This window comes from Streptomyces sp. NPDC058955, assembly GCF_042741435.1.
Classification (GTDB): domain Bacteria; phylum Actinomycetota; class Actinomycetes; order Streptomycetales; family Streptomycetaceae; genus Streptomyces.
Genome location: NZ_JBHYKM010000001.1, coordinates 229,739 through 247,793 on the forward strand (window position 1 = coordinate 229,739; position 18,055 = coordinate 247,793).

Genomic DNA, 18,055 nt, shown 5'->3' on the forward strand with positions numbered 1-18,055 from the left:
CCCCGGGCGCTCGCGGTCGCGGCACCTCTGTGCGCGGGGCCCTCACCCGGGGGGTGGCCGTCCCCCCCCCGCCCGCCGGTGGGGGGCCGGCCCCCGGCGGGTGCAACGGGGCCGAGGCCGGGGTCAGTTCGCGTTCACCAGCTCGTGGGCCGGGACCTTGACGGTCCGCCGGCCGGGGGTGCCGCCGAGGACGACCTTGCGCAGGGCGCTGTTGTTGTCGAGGTTGGTCTCCTTCAGCCGCTTGGCCGGGTTGGCGAGGACCTGGATGTAGTAGGTGCCGTTGGGCAGGTCCGTGATGTCGAAGGACTGGCCCGGCAGGTCCTGGGTGTAGGTGTCGCCGGAGCCGACGTCCAGGACCTCGCGGACGGAGATGGAGTTCTCCTGGCCGCAGGCGGTGGACAGGTCGGTGTTGTTGGGGTGCCAGTTGGCGTTCTTCACCGTGTAGTCGACGGCGTCGGTGTTGGCGAGGCAGAACGCCTCCTTGCCGCTGCGGACCGCCTCCTTCTTGTCGGCCTTCAGCAGCCGGTAGCTGGCGAAGTCGGTGAAGTGCCAGTGGACGTGGCCGGGGCGCGGGTCCCACTCCATGGTGCCGGTCGGGGTGTAGCCGACCTGCTTGCCCTGGGCGTCGTAGAAGTACTGGTAGGCGTCCATCTTGGCCTTGCCGGGCGAGCGGAAGCCGTCCACGACGAGCTGGGCCGGGCCGGCGTTCCAGACGTTCGCGCTGAAGGCGAGGTAGTCCTTGCCGGGCGCGCCCTGGCCGCCGCCGTCGCTGATGGTGATGCCGTACGCCGGCAGGGACCGCAGATCGGGCTTGGGGACGTTCGGGACGGACGGGGCCCCGGTGGGACGCGCGGACCGGGGGGTCAGGGCGGGTGCCTTGCGCGAGCCGTCGGTCTGCCCGGAGGTGTCACCGGCGGCCTGGACGCCGGCGCGTCCGGCCTGCTGCACCTTCAGCGCCCACGGCAGGGCCGGCGGCGCGGCCTTGAGCGGCCCGTGGCCCACGTTGTACGAGGGGCTCGCGCCGCTCGTCTCGGGTGCGCCGGCCTGGGCGGGGGTCGGGGCGTGCCCCGGTCCGTGCCCGGCGTGGGCGGAGGGGGCCTGGTGCGCGGCGCCGTGTCCGGCGTGCTCGCCGGCGGCGGCCGCGCGGGCGTTCTCCCAGCTGCGCTCCTCGATGGTGAGCTTCACCGTGGCAGGCTTGTCGGCGATGCCGAAGAGGTCCCGGTACTTCTTGGCGACGCCGACCTTGGCCGTGTACGTGCCCGCGGCGAGCTTCACCGGGTCGGTGTAGGAGCCGGCGTAGGTGTTGGCGGCCCACCCCTTCTCGACGCCCCACACGGAGCCGAGGGTGAAGGGGTTGGTGGGGCAGCTCTCCGGATACTTCGAGGTGGCGGGCGCGTCGGGCCGGATCCGTCCGCTGGCGTTGTTCGGGCAGAAGCTCTCCGCGCGCTTGACTACCACCTTGCCGTTCTTGTCCGTGATGGTGATCTCGGCGAAGCCCGGCAGTCCGGAGAAGTCCTTCACGGTGCCCAGGGGCAGGGTCTTGGCCTTGCTCCTGCCGTTCTCGAACACGGTCTGGGTGACCGTCACCGGGTCCTTGTAGGACTTCCGGGTCACCTTCAGCTCCAGCGGCCGCCCCTCGGCGGTGAGGTAGGTGCCCAGGTCCAGGTAGACGCCGGGCTCCTCCTTCCACGAGGTGAGCGTGACCGAGCCGGTCGCCGCGACGAGGCTCAGCTTCGGCCCCGTCGCGGCCGTCGCCCGCTCGGGGGCGGCGGTCATGAAACCGACCGTCACGGCCATGGCGGCGACGGCCGTGGTGCCCGCGAGCAGGGGTCGCCGTAGCCGGTGGGTGCGCGTCGTGCTCATCGTTCTCTGGTCCTCCGGATGCTGTGGGGAAGCACATCGGCCGCGGCCCGCCGGGGCGGCCTCCGCCCCGCGGCTCACGCGGTAGGGGTGCTCGGTGCACCCGCGCTGTGAGAGGAGGGCACCGGACGTCCGGTTGTCCCGCGTGCCGAAACGTCACGATGTTGGCCGGAACGCGCCGTCGCGGGGAACACCGGACGGAACGGCCGGAGGGGCATCCCACCACGGGGAACGGACTCCGGTCACGGCAGCGCCGGAACGGTCGCCGATGGCCCGAAAACGCCCCTCGCCGGTCCGGTGCTTCGACGTGCGCTCCACCCCGCGCGGGGTGTCACTCCGCAGCGGCGGTACGCCGGTTCACGCCGAGGAGGCCCGCGCGCACGGCGGCACGCTCACGCGTGGCGGCGACCCAGGGAGCCGAGCAGGGCGTCGAGTCCCGCGGCGAGCTGTTCCTCGCCGCCGCGTTCGGCGAGGGCGGGGCCGTACGCCCGGAGCATGGGGAAGTCGCGGGCCGGGAGGCGGTGCAGTCCGAGCCGGAAGGCGGGCTCGGGTTCGTCCGGGTCGTCGACGACCGCGCGCAGATCGATCACGACGTAGCCCAGGACCCAGGAGAGGAAGGCCCGGTAGACCCGCAGCGCGGCGGCGTCGTCCAGGCCGGCCGCGCGCAGGAGCGTCAGCAGGCGTTCGTGGACGCGCAGCACCGCGAGGGGCCGACGTGCCAGCGGGACGGTCAGCGGGCGGCTCGCGCACAGCGAGATGACGTTCGGGTGCTCCACGGCGACCCGGTACAGCTCCCGGGCGATGCCGTGCAGCGCGTCCCGCAGGGCGGGGAGGCCGACGGGGGGTCCTCCGGGCGCCTCGGCGCCGGTCGGCCCCGGGGCCTTCGACAGGCGCTCCTCCACTTCCAGGAAGAGCGTCTCGACGAGCCCGTCGAGCAGGTCGTCCTTGCTCTCCGTGTACCGGTACAGCGCCATGGTCTCCACGCCGAGCTCCACCGCGACCCGGCGCATGCTGAGGGCGGCCAGGCCCTCGGCGTCCGCCACCGTCAGCGCGGCCCGCAGCACGCGCTCGCGGGTCAGCCGTCCCCGACGCGCTGTCGACGGTTCGCCGCTCATGACCAGGACCACCCTTGACGACTCGGCCCCCATCGGAGCAGCATATACCACATAAACGTACGAAGTACGCATACGGTGCACGCGTAGGGTGGTGTCCGGACCATGGACCCCTGGTGGCTGCCGATCCTGCTGTGGGTCGTGCTCGGCTCCGGCGCGGGACTGTTCCTCGCCGCGCCCCTGGTGTCCCGGTGGACCAGCCGGCTGCTGCTCCTGGCCGCGCTCGTCATCTGGTGCGTGCTCGCCGTGAAGGTGTCCCTGGCGGCCGCGTCCACGACCGGGGGCCGGACCATCGACGTCTCCGTCGCCGACGGGCTCGGCGTCACCACGGGCTGTCTGCTGGAGCACGGGGTGCTCTGCCTGGGCCCGCAGCGGGACCTGGCGTACCCGTTCTCCCCCGGCGTCGTCACCTGGGTCGTCCTCGGCGCCCTGCTCGTCGGATTCGTGCGGCTCCTGGAGATCCGCAACGCCCGCGGCGACTCGATCGCCATCGAGGTCGACGACCTGATCTACGCCGATCCGCGGAGCGACGGCGACAGTCCGGGCGCGTCGGGCCGCCACGCGGCCACCTGCACGGCGAAGATGCGCACCATCCTCGCCACCCAGGTGCAGACGCCGCCGCCCCTGCCCGGCGGCGAGCCGGTCCTCAGTCTCCCCACCGTGCTGTACGAGGCCAAGCCCAAGGACGGCGACCTCGTCACCAAACTGCTCGCCCTGGCCTGGCAGTCGGCGTTCCCGGAGCGCGGGTGGCGGCTGACCGGCCACGTCCAGCGGTCCGGCGCGGGATACGGCGTGACCGTGAACATCTCCGAGAAGTCCACGCACCGCAGCGTCCTCCAGGACACCTACTGGGAGGAGTCCGAGGAGGAGGCCGTCCACAAGGCGGCGTACACGGTGGCGCAGCTCGCCGTGGCGAGCACCGTGGGCATCCCCCGCTGGACCAAGTGGCGCGCCAAGAACGGCCGTGGGCTGCGGCACTACCGGGACGGCGTCGACCTGCTGCGCAACGGAGGCGACAAGGACCGTGCCGAGCGGGAGTTCAGCGCCGCGGTGGGCCTGGACCCGTCCAACGGCCTGGCCCGCTCCGAGCTGGCCCTGCTGAAGGAGGGCACGCCCCACGGGTACCTCCAGGCCCTGGAGATCTACCTGGGGCTCATCACGGCGTACCCGGCGATGGCGCAGCCCCGCTACCGGGCCGGGATCGTCCTGGACCTGGTCGACGAGTGGCTGGACGCGTGGCTGGCCGACCCGGCCTGGCGCAAGCGCCTGGACCGGGCCCTGACCGAGGCGCGCCTCCCGGCCGCCGCCGGACCGGGCCGGGAGGTGAGCCGGGCGGCGGCCCGCCGGCACTTCCTCGACGCCTCCCTGCGCGTGCTCACGTCCCTGCGCGCGGGTCTGGACACCGTCCCGCTGCTCCGGGGCTGGTGGGCGACCGAGACCCGCGGGCTCTACCACGAGCTGGTCCGGCCGTCCGGAAGCCTGCGCGACCAGACCCGCGCCGCCGTCGACGCCGCGATCCTCGCCCGGGGCCTGCACGAACGGTTCGAGCCGGAGGCGGCCGTGCCGTCCCTCGCGCGGCTCCGGACGGACGGCACCGACTTCGCGGAGTGCGAGGGCCGGCTGCGGACCGCGTGCGGGTACGACAGGAGCCGCCGGTACCGGGCCGCCTCCGCCCGTTCGACGAGCGAGGGCGAGGCCCAGGGCCGGATCCAGATCGCGGGACTCGTCCAGTACAACGCCGCCTGCTTCTACGCCCGGCTGATCGGGCCGCCTCCCGGGGACGGCGATCGCGGCTGGGCCGGGCGCACGGAGGAGGCCGCCGCCCTGGCGCTCGACCACCTCACGGCGTCGATGCGGAACTCCGAGCTGCTGGACGACTGGTTCGACTCCCTGGAGGACGACCCGGACCTGCGGCACCTGCGGAGTCATCCGGAGTTCCGGGAGTGGGCGCTGACCCGACAGACGGGGGCCGACACACGAGGAGGAGACGGTCATGACCGTCGAGAAGTTGGCGCCGCCGCTGGCAGCGGCGTATGAGCGCTACGTCCAGGAAGGCCGCCGCCGCGCCCCGCTGAGGAGGCCCGCCGGCATGATGGGGCTGGTCTCCGTCGAGCAGCGCGCCAAGCCGGTGCGGGTCGTCGTGTCGGTGGAGTGCGACCCGGACGCCCCGCCCGTCGGCGCGGGCGACACCGAGATCAACGACGGCGGACGGTCGATCCGTACGGGCATCGTCCCCCTCGACGCCCTGGAGGAGCTGGCCGCGCAGCCGGGTGTGCGACGGATCGTGCCGGCCGCGCAGCTGCGGCCGTGTCTGGACGTGGCCCTGGCGAAGGTCGGAGTCCCCGGCTTCCGCAGCCGCCTCGACCGGAGCGGCGACGGCGTGCTCGTCGGCGTGGTGGACACGGGCATCTTCCTCGGCCATCCCGCCTTCGCGGGCCGGGTCGAGCGCATCTGGGACCAGACCCTGGCCGGCGGCAGCGGGGTCCCCGAGGGCAGGTACGGGGCGGAGTTCACCCAACTCGCGGCGGGCGTGGACGTGCTGTCGCACGACGAGGAGGGCCACGGCACCCATGTCGCGGGGATCGCGGCCGGCAGCGAGGGCGTCGCCCCCGGGGCACGGATCGTCGCGGTCAAGACGGACTTCCAGGACGCCCACATCATCGACGGCATCCAGTACGTGTTCCGGCTGGCGGACGAGCTCGGCATGCCCGCGGTCGTCAACCTCAGCCTGGGCGGCCACTCCGACCCGCACGACGGCACGGACGTCATGTCCCTCGCCATCGAGGAGGAGAGCGGCCCCGGCAGGATCGTGTGCTGCGCCGCCGGGAACGAGGGCGAGGACGACATCCACGCGCGGCTCGCGGTCACCGAGGGCGCCACCCGGTCCGTGCCCTGCCATCCGGGGCGGATCGACGGCGCCCCCGACCTGTTCTGGCTGAACGGCTGGTACGCGGGCGAGGACCGGCTGGAGGTCGCCGTCGCGTCCCCGTCCGGCGACTCGACCGGCTTCCAGGGCGTCCTGACCGCCGGCTCGCCGGTCCGCTCGTACGACCTGGCGGACGGCATCGTGCAGATCGTCACGCCCGGCCCCGACCCGGCCAACGGGGACCACAACTTCTTCGTGGCCGTCGAGCCCACCGCGCCCGCCCCGGTCGCCGGGTCGCGGCGGTGGCGGCTCGTGCTGCGGGGAGCGGAGGTCGGCGGCGAGAGCTGCCGGGCCGACGTGTGGATCCTGGGCACGGCCGAGGCGGACCCCCAGCCGCAGTTCAGCGGTCCGGCCGTGCAGGACGCGCTCAAGATCGGCTCGCCGGGCGCGGCGACGTCCGCGATCACGGTGGCCGCGTCCACGACCCGGACCCAGTGGCGGGACATCGACGGCACACAGCGCCTGGCGACCTGGCTGGTCGAGGACGACATCGCGGGCTTCAGCAGCGAGGGGCCGCGCCGGGACGGCCTGCCCAAACCCGATGTGACGGCCCCCGGAGCGATGATCGTCTCCGCGCTCTCCCGCGACGCCGTCGGAGTGCGCCGGGCCTTCATGCTCGGCGGCGGCCTGCTGGCCCTCCAGGGCACGAGCATGGCCTGCCCGTTCGTCGCGGGACTCGCCGCGCTCCTCCTGGAGGGCGACCCCAGCGCCGATCCCGACAAGATCCGCTCCTTCCTGACGGCCGCGGCGGTGGTCCCCGGCGGGGCCCCGGGATCCTTCGACCCCAAGTGGGGGCACGGGCTCGTCGACGCGTCCCTGTTGTGACCCGCCGGGGCAGAATCGGGCCATGGACTACGCCAAGCTCGACGCCTCCCTCTCCGCCGCCGTCGACGCCGGTGAGGGCGGCCCCGAGGTCAGGTACCTCCTGGTGACCGTGGTTCTGGAGCGGGCCCCCACGGAAAAGCAGCGCGAGGTGCTGCGCGGCGCGGGCGTGGAGGTCGGCGCCGCGGACCGGTCCGTCGTCAGCGGCACGCTTTCGCGCCGCGGGGTCGAGGAGCTCTCCCACGCGCCGTGGGTGCGCTCCCTGACCCTGTCGTCGAGCCGCCGGCCGCTCTGAAGGGCCTCTGGCGGACCGCTCTGACGGACTCCGACGGACCCCGGATCCCCTTCACCAACTGGCGCCCGATTTAAGGAAAATGACACCATATTAGCTTGCGGTAAATTCCTCCCTCGTCACCAACGGGTGATCGACAGAGGGAGGAACGAACAGGATGAGACGACGGACGTCCGCTCAACGTGAGCGGCATCCGCTGCCTTCGCCTGGCCGGATGAGGCGCATTGCCCTGGCCACGGCGCTGGTGATGACCTTCGGGTTGATGGAGGGGATGGCGTCCGCGGCGATACCCGACCGGGTGTCGGCCGAGGAACCGAAGGACGTCAGGGGGCCGGCCGAGGCGCAGGACGCCGCGTCGGCGCTGCTGATGGCGCGGCTGCAGGACCGCCGGATCGAGGTCACCGGGGAGCGCACCGAGTCGACCACGAGCTGGGCGAACCCGGACGGCTCGATGTCGCTGGAGTCGTACACGGGTCCGGTGCGGTTCAAGGACGACGCCGGCACCTGGCGGATGGTCGACCCGAGCCTGGTCGAGACGCCCGGCGGCGGGGTCCGCGCGGCGGCCCACCCGCTGGACCTGGCGCTGGCGGGCGAGTCGTCGGCCGCCGAGGTCGCGCGGATCGAGGCTTCGGGCGGCGAACCGGGCCAGAAGAAGACGCCCGCCGTCCCGCTGGTCTCGCTCGACAGCGGCGAGGGTCACGGGATGACCCTGTCGTGGCGCGGCGCCCTGCCCGATCCGACGGTGCACGGCACCGAGGCCCGCTACCCGGGGGTGACGACCGGCACCGACATGGTGATCGAGTCGACCCGCACCGGTTTCGAGCAGTTCCTGGAGCTGAAGGACCGCAGCGCCGTCGACGCCACCGGTTCGGTGACGCTGTCGCTGAAGGCCAAGGGCCTGACGGTGAGGGCCAACGCCGACCGTTCGGTGACCTTCCTGGACAAGAGCACCGGCAAGCAGGCGGGTGTCCTGCCCGCGCCGGTGATGTGGGACGCGACGGTCGACCCGCGCACGGGCGAGCACGAGAACCGCGCCGACGTCGGCCTGAAGGTCACGCAGAACGGTGACGCGGTCGACCTGACGCTCACTCCGGACGCGGCCTTCCTCGCCGACCCGGCGACGACGTTCCCGGTCACGGTCGACCCGGCCGTGAACATCGGCGCCAGCTTCGACGCCTTCGTCCAGCAGGGGTTCACCTCCGACCAGTCGGGCGCGACGGAGCTCAAGCTCGGCAACAACGGCGCGGGCCAGGTGGCCCGTTCGTTCCTCGCCTTCCCGATGTCGAAGATCACCGGCAAGGTGATCAAGTCGTCGAGCCTGAACCTGTGGAACTTCCACTCCTGGTCGTGCAGCGCGCGCAGCTGGGAGATCTGGGACACCAGCTCCGCCTCCACCGCCACGCGCTGGACGGCCCAGCCGAACTGGAACCGGAAGTGGGCCACCACCACGGCCACCAAGGGCTACTCGTCCACGTGCGCCGACGGCTGGGTGAGCACCGACATCACCAGCCTGGCCGCCGCCTGGGCGGGCAACGGCAACGGGACGAACACGCTCGGCATCCGGGCCACGGACGAGACCGACGAGTTCGCCTGGAAGAAGTTCAACTCCGGCAACGCGGCCTCGAACACGCCGTACCTCTCGGTCACGTACAACACGAAGCCGGGCGCGGCGACGCCGCTCTCCCCGCTGACCGGCGCGGCGACCAACGACACGACGCCGACCCTGTCCGCCAAGGCCGTCGACGCCGACGGCAACACGGTCCGGCTGACGTTCGAGGTCTGGGCCTCGAACGGCACGGCCGCCCTGCAGTCCGGCACCTCGGCGTACGTCGCCTCCGGCGCCACCGCGACCTGGACGCCCGGTACGGCCCTGCCGCAGGGCTCGTACAAGTGGCGGGCCGCGGTCTACGACGGTCAGGACTGGAACGGCACCTGGTCGGCGTGGCAGACCTTCACGGTCGACACCACCAAGCCCGGCGCGCCGTTCGTCTCCTCGACGGACTACCCGCAGGACAACCTGTGGCACGGGGGCGGCGGGGTCCCGGGCACGTTCACCTTCACCGCGGCCGCCGGCTCGACGGATCTGGCCGGCTACGTCTACTCGCTGGACGGCGCGGCGGCCGTGACCGTCGCCGCGACCGGTACGGCGACAGTGTCGGTGACCCCGGCCGCCGACGGCCACCGCACGCTGCGCGTCCAGGCGAAGGACAAGGCGGGCAACCTCTCGACGGCCGTGGTGTACGACTTCCTGGTCGGGCAGGGCGCGATGCTGCGGCCCGCCGAGGGCGCGGTCACCGCGCGGCGCGTCCAGATCGCGGTCGACGCCCAGCCGAAGTACACCCGGGTCACGTACCAGTGGCGGCGGGGCCCCGGCGCCACGGTCTACGACGTACCACTGGCCAACCTGACCAAGCAGGACAACACCCCGATCACCGCCCCGAAGACCCGGCTCACGGAGATCGGCGCGTACGCGAACTGGTCGGTCCTGGAGACCCTCGGCCAGGTCGGCGGTGTCGTCCAGGTCCGGGCGACGCTGTACACCGACAGCGACGCGGACCCGGCGTACATCAGCGAGTGGCGCGGCTTCACCGTCGACCCGGACGCCGACGGCGCCGCCTCCGACGAGGTCGGCCCCGGTGCGGTGAACCTGCTGACCGGTGACTACTCGGTCGAGGTGACGGACGCCGACGAGTTCGGCCTGGCCTCGACCCGTACCGCCTCCTCCCGGGGCACGGACCGCGGCTGGATGCCGCAGGGCCAGCGCCTGACCGCCAATCAGCAGGACGTCTCCACGGACCTGACCGGCTTCTCGGCGACGACGGCGACGCTGACCCGGGACGCGACGCTCGGCCAGGACGGCTCCACCGACTCGCTGAAGGTCGTCCCCACCACCCAGACCAGCGGCGACTCCTTCGCCATGGTCGGCGGCGACCAGAACGCCCTGCAGCTCGGCATGAAGCCGGGCCGGACCTACCGCTTCTCCGCCTGGGCCTACGTGCCCTCGGCGACCGGCCTGTCCCCGCAGCACGCGCGCGGCCTGCGCCTGTACGCCGGCTTCGCCACGCCGGGCGGCTACGTCGAGCCGACCTCCCGGAAGGTGCCGTACACCGACGCGTGGGCCGAGCTGACGCTCGACTTCACCGTGCCCAAGGACGCCACGACCGCCTTCCTGAGGCTGTACAACGGCTTCCCGGCCAACTCCGGCAAGGCCGTGTACTTCGACCACCTGTCCCTGCGCGAGCTGGTCGCCCCGTTCGGTCCGGAGTGGGCCGGCGGCGCGGCGGGCGGCGTGACGGACAACGAGCTGCACTCGCTGACCTTCCCCGGCAAGGACGTCGCGGTCGTCACCGCATACGACGACTCCACCATCACCTTCGCGAAGAGCTCGGACGGCACGTTCAGCCCCGAGCCCGGCGCGGAGGGACTGATCCTCGCCGCGGCCGGCGCCGACTACGTCCTCACCGACGACGACGGCACGGTCACCCGCTTCAAGAAGCAGACCGGCTCGGACGTCCACGTCGTGGACGCCGTCTCCGGCACGGACGAGGCGTCGACCAGCCGGTACGTGTACGACACGACCGACGGCCGCACCCTCGTCAAGCGCGTCATCGGCGAGGCCGAGCCGGGCGTGGACGACACCGGCCAGTGCACGGGCGCCGTCCCGGCGCGCGGCTGCGAGGTGATGGAGTACGTCTACGCCACCGCCACCACCGCCACGGCGACCACGCCCGGCGACGTCGTGGACCGCGTGCGGGCCGTGCGGGTCTGGTCGTGGGACCCGGCCGCGAACGCGGTGAACTCCGTCGACGTGGCCGCCTACCGCTACGACGCCCAGGGCCGTCTGGTCGAGGCGTGGGACCCGCGGAAGGCGTCGGCCGAGGACACGACGGTCCTCAAGACCGTGTACTCGTACGACTCCGGCAACCGGCTGGCGAAGATCGACACCGCGGGCGAGCTGCCCTGGATGTTCGACTACGGCAAGGCCGGGGCCGACCAGGACCCGGGCCGGCTGCTCCAGGTCCGCCGTCCGGCGCTGCAGCCGGGCAGCAAGGACGTCGTCGAGGGCGAGACCGCCTCGACGATCGTCTACGAGGTCCCGCTGACCAAGGCGGCCGGCGGTCCGTACGACCTCGACGGCGCGAGCGCCGCCGCGTGGGGTCAGGCGGACGTGCCGACGGACGCGACCGCCGTCTTCGACGTCGAGTCCACCCCGGCCGTGAACACGGCCACCGCCACCGTCCCCGGCAAGGACGGCTACCAGCAGGCCGCCGTCCACTACCTGAACGCCTCGGCGCAGGAGGTGAACACCGCCACCTGGTCGCCGACCGGGGCCGGTGACATCGACACCGCCGAGTTCGACCGCTTCGGCAACACCGTCCGCACCCTCGACGCCACCGGCCGCCTCCTGGCGCTCGGTCTCGGCGAGAACGTGGACGCGAAGGTCGTCGAACTGGCGCTGCCCGACGAGTCCGCGGCCCGTGCCGCGCTGCTCGACTCCCGCAGCGTCTACAGCCGGGACGGCCAGGACCTCCTGGAGGAGACCGGTCCGGTCTTCCGCGCCCTGCTCGACGAGGCGGTGCCGGCGCAGGCCGACCCGCCGATGCCCGCCCTCGCCGCCGGCGCCTCGGTGGTCGCGCGCGAGCACACCGTGCACCGGTACGACGAGGGCAAGCCGGACGGCGCGGCCTACCACCTGGAGACCACCACCCTCGACGGCGCCCGCATCGAGGGGTACGTCAACGACGTCGAGGTCCGGGTCACCAGGACCGGCTACGACACCCCGATCGGCGGCACCTCGGGCTGGGCGCTGCGCGCCGAGACGTCGGTGACGACGGACGCCGTGACCGGCGGCGCGAACCTGACCGCCACCATCCGGTACGACGCGGCGGGCCGCGCCGTCGAATCCCGCAGGCCGGGCTCGAACGGCGCCGACACCGGCACCGTGAGGACCGTCTTCTACACGGCCGGCGCCAACCCGGACGACGCCGCCTGCGGCAACCGCCCGGAGTGGGCGGGCGAGCCGTGCGTCACGCTGCCCGGCGGCAAGGTCACCGGCGCGGACACCACCCGCATGCCCGACACCCTGCCGGTCAAGCGGATCACCCGCTACTCCCGCTTCGGCGACATCGAGGAGACCACCGAGACCAACGCGGGCAAGACCCGCACCTCGACCACCGTCTACGACGCGGCCGACCGGATCGTCTCCACGAAGATCACCGGTGACCTCGGCCAGGACCTCCCCGAGGTCACCACCGAGTACGACCCGGTGACCGGCAACGCGGTGAGGACCACGGCCGGCGGCAAGACCATCAGCCGGACCTTCGACGCGCTCGACCGTCTGCTCTCCTACACGGACGCCGACGGCGGCACGACCACGACCGAGTTCGACCGGTTCGGCAAGCCGGTCAAGGTCACCGACAACACCGGAACCACCACCTACGCCTACGACCGCGCCCAGGAGCCGCGCGGCATGGTCACCTCGGTGACCGACTCCGTCGCGGGCACCTTCACCGCGAAGTACGGCCCCGACGGCCAGCTCACCGAGCAGACCTACCCCGGCGGCTACGTCCGCAAGGACACCTTCAACGCGAGCGGCGCGGCCACCGGCCGTACGTACAGCCGGGTCTCCGACGGCGAGGTCGTCTACGGCCAGCACCTGGACATGACGACCCAGGGCGCCGTCGCCGCCGACACCAACTCCACCGACAGCAAGGAGTACGCCTACGACCGCCTCGGCCGCCTGACCCGGGCCGCCCAGACCACCGTCGCCGGCTGCACCACCCGCGCCTACGCCTTCGACGAGGCCGGCCGCAGCGTCGCGGGCCGCATGAACCGCACCTCCAGGACGGTGTACGCCGCCGCCGAGGACGGTTCCTGCACGTCGGCGAACGGCACGGTCACGACCAGCGCGTACGACAGCGCCGACCGGCTCCTGACCGCCGGCTACACGTACGACGCCTTCGGCCGCACCACGGCCACCGGCACCGGTTCGGTCAACACCTACTGGGACAACGACCTCGTCGCCTCCCAGACGGTGGGCGACAAGCGCCAGTCCTGGTCCCTCGACCCGGCCCACCGCTTCACCGCCTTCACCACCGAGGCCAAGCAGGCGGACGGCACCTGGGCCAACGCGACCAGCAAGCTCAACCACTACGGAGACGACTCCGACGAGCCCCGCTGGATCATCGAGGACACCACCCAGGGCACCCTCACCCGCAACGTGTCCGGACCGGACGGCGACCTCACCGCCACCACGTCCGCGACCGGCGACGTGGAGCTGCAGTTCGCCAACCTCCACGGCGACGTGGCCGTCACCCTCGACACCGCGATGACCGCGCCGAAGGTCCTCACCTTCGACGAGTTCGGCGTCCCGACCGAGGGCCAGGCCCCCCAGCGCTACGGCTGGCTCGGCGCCGAACAGCGCTCCTCCGAGGCGCTCGACGACGTCATCCTCATGGGAGCCCGCCTCTACGCGCCCGCGCTCGGCCGGTTCCTCCAGGTCGACCCGGAGCCCGGCGGCAACGCCAACCCGTACGACTACTGCAGCGGCGACCCCGTCAACTGCACGGACCTCGACGGGAACTGGGGCTTCAGCTTCAAGAAGATGTTCAAGCGCGTCGCCCGCGTCGCGGAGATCGCCTCGTACATCCCCGGCCCCATCGGCAACATCGCCTCCGCCGTCGGCGCGATCTCCTACGCCGCCACCGGCAACTGGCGCAAGGCGGCCGAGATGAGCGTCGGCGTCGCCTTCGGTTCCGCCGGCCGCCTCGCGGTCCGGGGCTTCAAGGCGGCGCGCGCCCTCCGCAAGGCCGGCCGCGTCAAGCGCGCGGCCTCACGGGCGAAGAGGACCTTCCGGCGCTCCCGGTGCAACTCCTTCGCACCGGACACCCCCGTGCTGATGGCCGATGGAAGCTACCTGCCGATCGGTGACGTCCGGCCGGGCGACCTGGTGGCGGCGACGGACCCGGCGACGGGCCTGACCACCGCCCAGCCCGTCCTGGACGTCCACACCGGCTCCGGCACCAAGCACATGGTGGCGATCGACACGGACCTCGACCCGTCGACCCCGCCGCTCATGGCGACGGCGGACCACCCGATGTGGGTCGAGGACAAGGGCTGGACCAAGGCCGTCGACCTGGTGCCGGGCGACGCGCTCCGGTCGGCGGACGACACGGCCCACCCGGTCCGGGCCGTCCGCAACCTGGGCGAGCTCCCGGACCAGTTGGTCTTCAACCTCAACGTCGGCAACGTCCACACGTACCTCGTCTTCGACGGGACCGCGGACACCCTCGTCCACAACGCCAGCTGCAACCTCAACCGGCACGCCCGGAAGGCCCCCCGCAAGCGCGGCGTCTACGTCATCAAGTACAAGAACGGCTCGTACTACGTCGGCAAGTCGAAAAACATGCACCGGCGCATGCACCAGCACGACAAGAAGGGCAAGCTCAACAACGTCAAGTCGATCCGCTACCACGAGCGGAGCAAGGGAAGCCTCCGCAAGCTCGAACAGGGCTTGTACAATCGGTACAAGTGCTACGGCGGCGCGAGACTGACCAACAAGATCCGGCCGTCCAGGAAGTACGCTCACTGCTGACGGAGCGGGGGGTGGGGACGTTCCGTCCCCACCCCCCTTCTTCTTTTTCCTGCTTTCCCTTCCCGGAGGAGTACGCATGAAGATCGCCCGACGGCGCGACGGGTGGTCCGAGATGTTCGTGGCCGACGAACCGTGGGATCCCGCCTACGCCGAGCGGTTCGAGGACGGTACGTGCGACGGGCTGGTCGTCGGAGCCCCCACGCGCGGGAAGTCCGGCCCCGCCGTCGACCTCGCCTTCCTCCCCGGCATCACCGGACTGCGCAGCCTCCGGATCCTGAACGGCGTCCCCGACCTCTCGCCCGTGACGCGCTGCCCCGGACTCGAACGGCTGCGGCTGCCCGCCTCCACCACCCAGGAACTCGACCTGTCGGCCCTGACGGAACTCCGGGAACTGGAAGCCCCCTGGCCCGCCGTCGCCCGGTCCCTCCCGCTCCTCGCCTCCCTCGTCGACCTCGTCCTGCCGGAGTGGAAGGGCGCCTCCCTCGCCGCGCTGGGAGCCAAGCCGGCCCTGCGTTCGCTCCGGCTGGAGACGAGCCGGAAGCACACCACCGACATGGAGGGCGCCGCGCTCTTCCCGGCCCTGCGCGAACTGCGCCTCTACGACGGCCGGCTGACCCACCCCGACCTGCTGGCCGGCGCCACGGCGCTGGAGGACGTGTCCCTGCTCTCCGCCAAGACCGACACGATCGCCTTCGTCTCCGCCCTCCCCCACCTGCGGCGCCTGGAGCTGGAGAACGGCGGCGACCTCGCCTCCCTCACCCCGGTCGCGCACCACCCGGCGCTCCGCGAGCTGATCCTCTCCGGTTCCACGCGGGTGGTCGACGGAGACCTCTCCCCCCTGCTCGACAACGCCCGGCTGACCTTCGTCGCCCTGGAACGCGGCCACGCCCACTACAGCCACGCGCCGCGTGAGGTCCGCAGGGGCTGACCGGTCCCGCCGCCGAGGGCGACGGCGGCGGATCAGCTCCGGCGGTACGCGCCGGGGGCCGTTCCGTGGGCGCGTTTGAACGCGTGGGCGAAGGCGAACTCGGAGGCGTAACCCACCTGGGCGGCGATGGACCGCAGCGGTGCGTCCGAGGTCTTGAGCAGCCGGGCCGCCGTGGTCATGCGCCACCAGGTGAGGTAGCCGAGGGGCGGCTGGCCGACCAGCGCGGCGAAGCGGCGGGCGAAGGGTGCCCGGGAGAGGCCCGCTTCCGCGGCGAGTGTCGCCACCGTCCACGGCGCCGCCGGATCCCGGTGGATGGCGTGGAGGGCGGCGGTGACCGGCGGGTCGTTCAGCGCGGCGGCCCATCCGGTGGTCTCCCCCCGGGTGGGCTGGTCGTCGAACCAGATGCGCAGGATGTACAGCAGCAGGGTGTCCAGGAGGCCGGGGACGACCGCGCCCGTGCCCAGGCGCGGCTGCTCCAGTTCGGCGGCGAGGAGCCGTACGGCCGAGCGCAGCTCGGGATGGCGGTCCGGGTGGGCCGGCAGGTGGATCCGCTCGGGGAGGGTCCGCAGGAGCGGGTGGGCGCGCGCCGGGTCGAGCTGGTAGGCCCCGCACAGCACGACGGTGACCGGTCCGCCGTCTCCGCTCCGGTCGACGCTGTCCGAGGCGTGGGCGGCGTACGGCTCGTGGGCGTCGGGGCCGCAGGACGGCGCCGTGACGGCGCGTTCGGGCCGGTCGGCCAGGGTGTGCCCGCCGCCGTGGGGGAAGAACACCACGTCGCCCTCGGCCAGTCGGACGGGCTCGGCATCCGGGGTCAGCAGCCAGCAGGAACCCTGAAGGATCACCTGGAAGCCCGCCGACCCCGGCACGGGGGCGAACTCCTGTCCCCACGGGGCATGCCACCGGACGTGCGCCGACCGGGGTCGGCCCGTCCGCGTCACTGCGACCACGTCGCTGAGCACATCCATGCGCTCAGGGTACGAGGCGCGAGACGCACGCGTATGAACGGGGCGCTCTGACGCATGGATCGTCTCTGTGCGCGGTCGTAGATTCGCGGCATGACGATGATGAAGACCGCGCGGATCCACGCGTACGGCGATGCCTCCGCGATCCGCTACGACGCCGTTCCCCGTCCACGGCCCGCCTTCGGCGAGGTGCTGGTGCGTGTCGCCGCGACCTCGTTCAATCCCACCGAGGCGGCGCTGCGCGCCGGGATGCTGCAGTCCTTCCTCCCCGTGGAGTTGCCCTACGCGTTCGGCTGGGACGTCGCCGGCACGGTGGTCGAGGTCGGCGCCGGAGCGGCGGGCTTCGCCGTCGGCGACCGGGTCGTCGGGCGGCTCGACCGGGGAGGCGCGGCAGCCGCGTACGTCCGCGCGCCCGCCGCCGCACTGGTGCCGGCACCGGCGTCCGTGCCTCTCGCGCACGCCGCGGCCCTTCCCGTGGCCGGTCTGACGGCCTGGCAGGCGGTGTTCGACCACGCCAAGGTGGCCGCGGGGCAGCGGGTGCTGGTCAACGGTGCGGGAGGCGGCGTCGGGGGCTTCGTGACGCAGCTCGCCCGGCACGCGGGCGCGGAGGTGGTCGCCACGGCCGGCCCGCGGAGTACGGAGGCGGTCCTGCGGCAGGGCGCGGGCCAGGTGATCGACTACACGGCCGGGCCGGTGGCCGCCGCGCTGGACGCCCAGGTCGACACCCTGCTCAACCTGGTGCCGCTGAGCCCGCAGGACGCCGCGGCCCTGGCGCCCCTGGTCCGGCGGGGCGGGCGGATCGTGTCGATCGCCACCCCGATCACCCCGCACGAGGACGCCGGCGTCAGCGCGACGCACATGGTCGCCCGCAACGAGGTCGCCCACCTCGCGGCGCTCGTCGGACTCGTCGACGCGGGCGTGCTCGCCCTCGACATCAGCGCGTCACACCCCCTGACCGACCTCGCCGAGGTCCACCGGCTGAGCGAGAGCGGCCGGATCCGGGGCAAGGTCCTCATCGTTCCCTGACGTCCGGCGGGTTCGCGGGGACACCGCGGCGCGGCGAGGCGGTCGGCGCCGGGATCGAGGGGCGCGTCCGGGACGGCTCCCGGGAGTCGACGGGGCAGGCCGATGGACCGGGAAACCGGGGCGCCGAAGGCGCGCCGGCTTCACTGCTCGGCCGCGGCACCCCTGCGGCGGGGTCGCCACCGCCCGCGCACGTCCCCGCCCGCATTTGATTGCGTCAGCGCTATATCGGCCCTGGCCGATATTCTCCCTTATGCCGTATCCTGGTAGCAGTCGCACCCGGAAGGAGACACGGACCCCATGACCGCCACGGACCCCGCGCTCACCGCCCTCGCCAGCGGATGGGGCGCCCTGTCCCTGCTGCACGGCAGGATCGAGACGCACATCGAGCGCGCCCTGCAGTCCCGGCACGACCTGAGCGTGCGCGAGTACTCGCTCCTGGACGTGCTCAGCCGCCAGCACGACGGCGAGGGCGGCCACCTGCAGATGAAGCAGGTCGCCGACGCCGTCGTCCTCAGCCAGAGCGCCACCACCCG

The 18,055-nt window shown here is 72.8% G+C and carries 9 protein-coding genes and 1 pseudogene; 7 read left to right on the plus strand and 3 right to left on the minus strand.

Translation table 11 applies throughout. From position 1 onward, the window contains the following. Positions 1 to 123: 123 nt before the first annotated feature. Together ACFW1I_RS01015 and ACFW1I_RS01020 are read right to left on the minus strand one after the other, a co-directional pair. Positions 124 to 1,863 (minus strand): lysyl oxidase family protein, encoded by a 1,740-nt coding sequence (locus ACFW1I_RS01015; RefSeq protein WP_384664833.1) that lies wholly within the window; start codon positions 1,861 to 1,863, stop codon positions 124 to 126. A 389-nt stretch (positions 1,864 to 2,252) separates the two neighbouring features. Continuing rightward, positions 2,253 to 2,975: a TetR/AcrR family transcriptional regulator gene (locus tag ACFW1I_RS01020; RefSeq protein WP_384664835.1), complete on the minus strand. Its 723-nt coding sequence runs from the start codon at positions 2,973 to 2,975 to the stop codon at positions 2,253 to 2,255. Positions 2,976 to 3,077: 102 nt separating this feature from the next. On the opposite strand from ACFW1I_RS01020, the gene ACFW1I_RS01025 reads away from it, so the two are divergent. The 5 genes from ACFW1I_RS01025 (at position 3,078) to ACFW1I_RS01045 (ending at position 15,534) form a co-directional block, all read left to right on the plus strand. Further along, a complete protein-coding gene (locus tag ACFW1I_RS01025; RefSeq protein ID WP_384664837.1) occupies positions 3,078 to 5,009 on the plus strand; it encodes a hypothetical protein in 1,932 nt (643 codons plus the stop codon). Then, the gene (locus tag ACFW1I_RS01030) at positions 4,966 to 6,723 is read left to right on the plus strand and encodes a S8 family serine peptidase (protein WP_384664839.1); all 1,758 of its coding nucleotides are present in this window, start codon (positions 4,966 to 4,968) and stop codon (positions 6,721 to 6,723) included. The genes ACFW1I_RS01025 and ACFW1I_RS01030 overlap by 44 nt, the downstream gene beginning before the upstream one ends. Positions 6,724 to 6,745: 22 nt before the next feature. Next, positions 6,746 to 7,015 (plus strand): hypothetical protein, encoded by a 270-nt coding sequence (locus ACFW1I_RS01035; RefSeq protein ID WP_384664841.1) that lies wholly within the window; start codon positions 6,746 to 6,748, stop codon positions 7,013 to 7,015. Positions 7,016 to 7,226: 211 nt separating this feature from the next. Continuing rightward, entirely contained in the window at positions 7,227 to 14,606 is a 7,380-nt protein-coding gene (locus ACFW1I_RS01040) for a DNRLRE domain-containing protein (protein WP_384664843.1), read from the plus strand. Between the two features lie 76 nt (positions 14,607 to 14,682). Further along, positions 14,683 to 15,534, plus strand: a complete 852-nt coding sequence (locus ACFW1I_RS01045) for a hypothetical protein (protein ID WP_384664845.1) — start codon at positions 14,683 to 14,685, stop codon at positions 15,532 to 15,534. 32 nt (positions 15,535 to 15,566) lie between these two features. Here the strand turns inward: ACFW1I_RS01045 and ACFW1I_RS01050 are convergent, their stop codons facing one another. After that, positions 15,567 to 16,499 (minus strand): AraC family transcriptional regulator, encoded by a 933-nt coding sequence (locus ACFW1I_RS01050; protein ID WP_384664847.1) that lies wholly within the window; start codon positions 16,497 to 16,499, stop codon positions 15,567 to 15,569. Positions 16,500 to 16,589: 90 nt separating this feature from the next. Between ACFW1I_RS01050 and ACFW1I_RS01055 the strand changes: the two genes are divergently transcribed. Together ACFW1I_RS01055 and ACFW1I_RS01060 are read left to right on the plus strand one after the other, a co-directional pair. Beyond that, the gene (locus tag ACFW1I_RS01055) at positions 16,590 to 17,522 is read left to right on the plus strand and encodes an NADP-dependent oxidoreductase (RefSeq protein WP_384664848.1); all 933 of its coding nucleotides are present in this window, start codon (positions 16,590 to 16,592) and stop codon (positions 17,520 to 17,522) included. A gap of 297 nt (positions 17,523 to 17,819) precedes the next feature. Further along, positions 17,820 to 18,055: pseudogene (locus ACFW1I_RS01060) on the plus strand (MarR family transcriptional regulator); the annotation flags it as partial.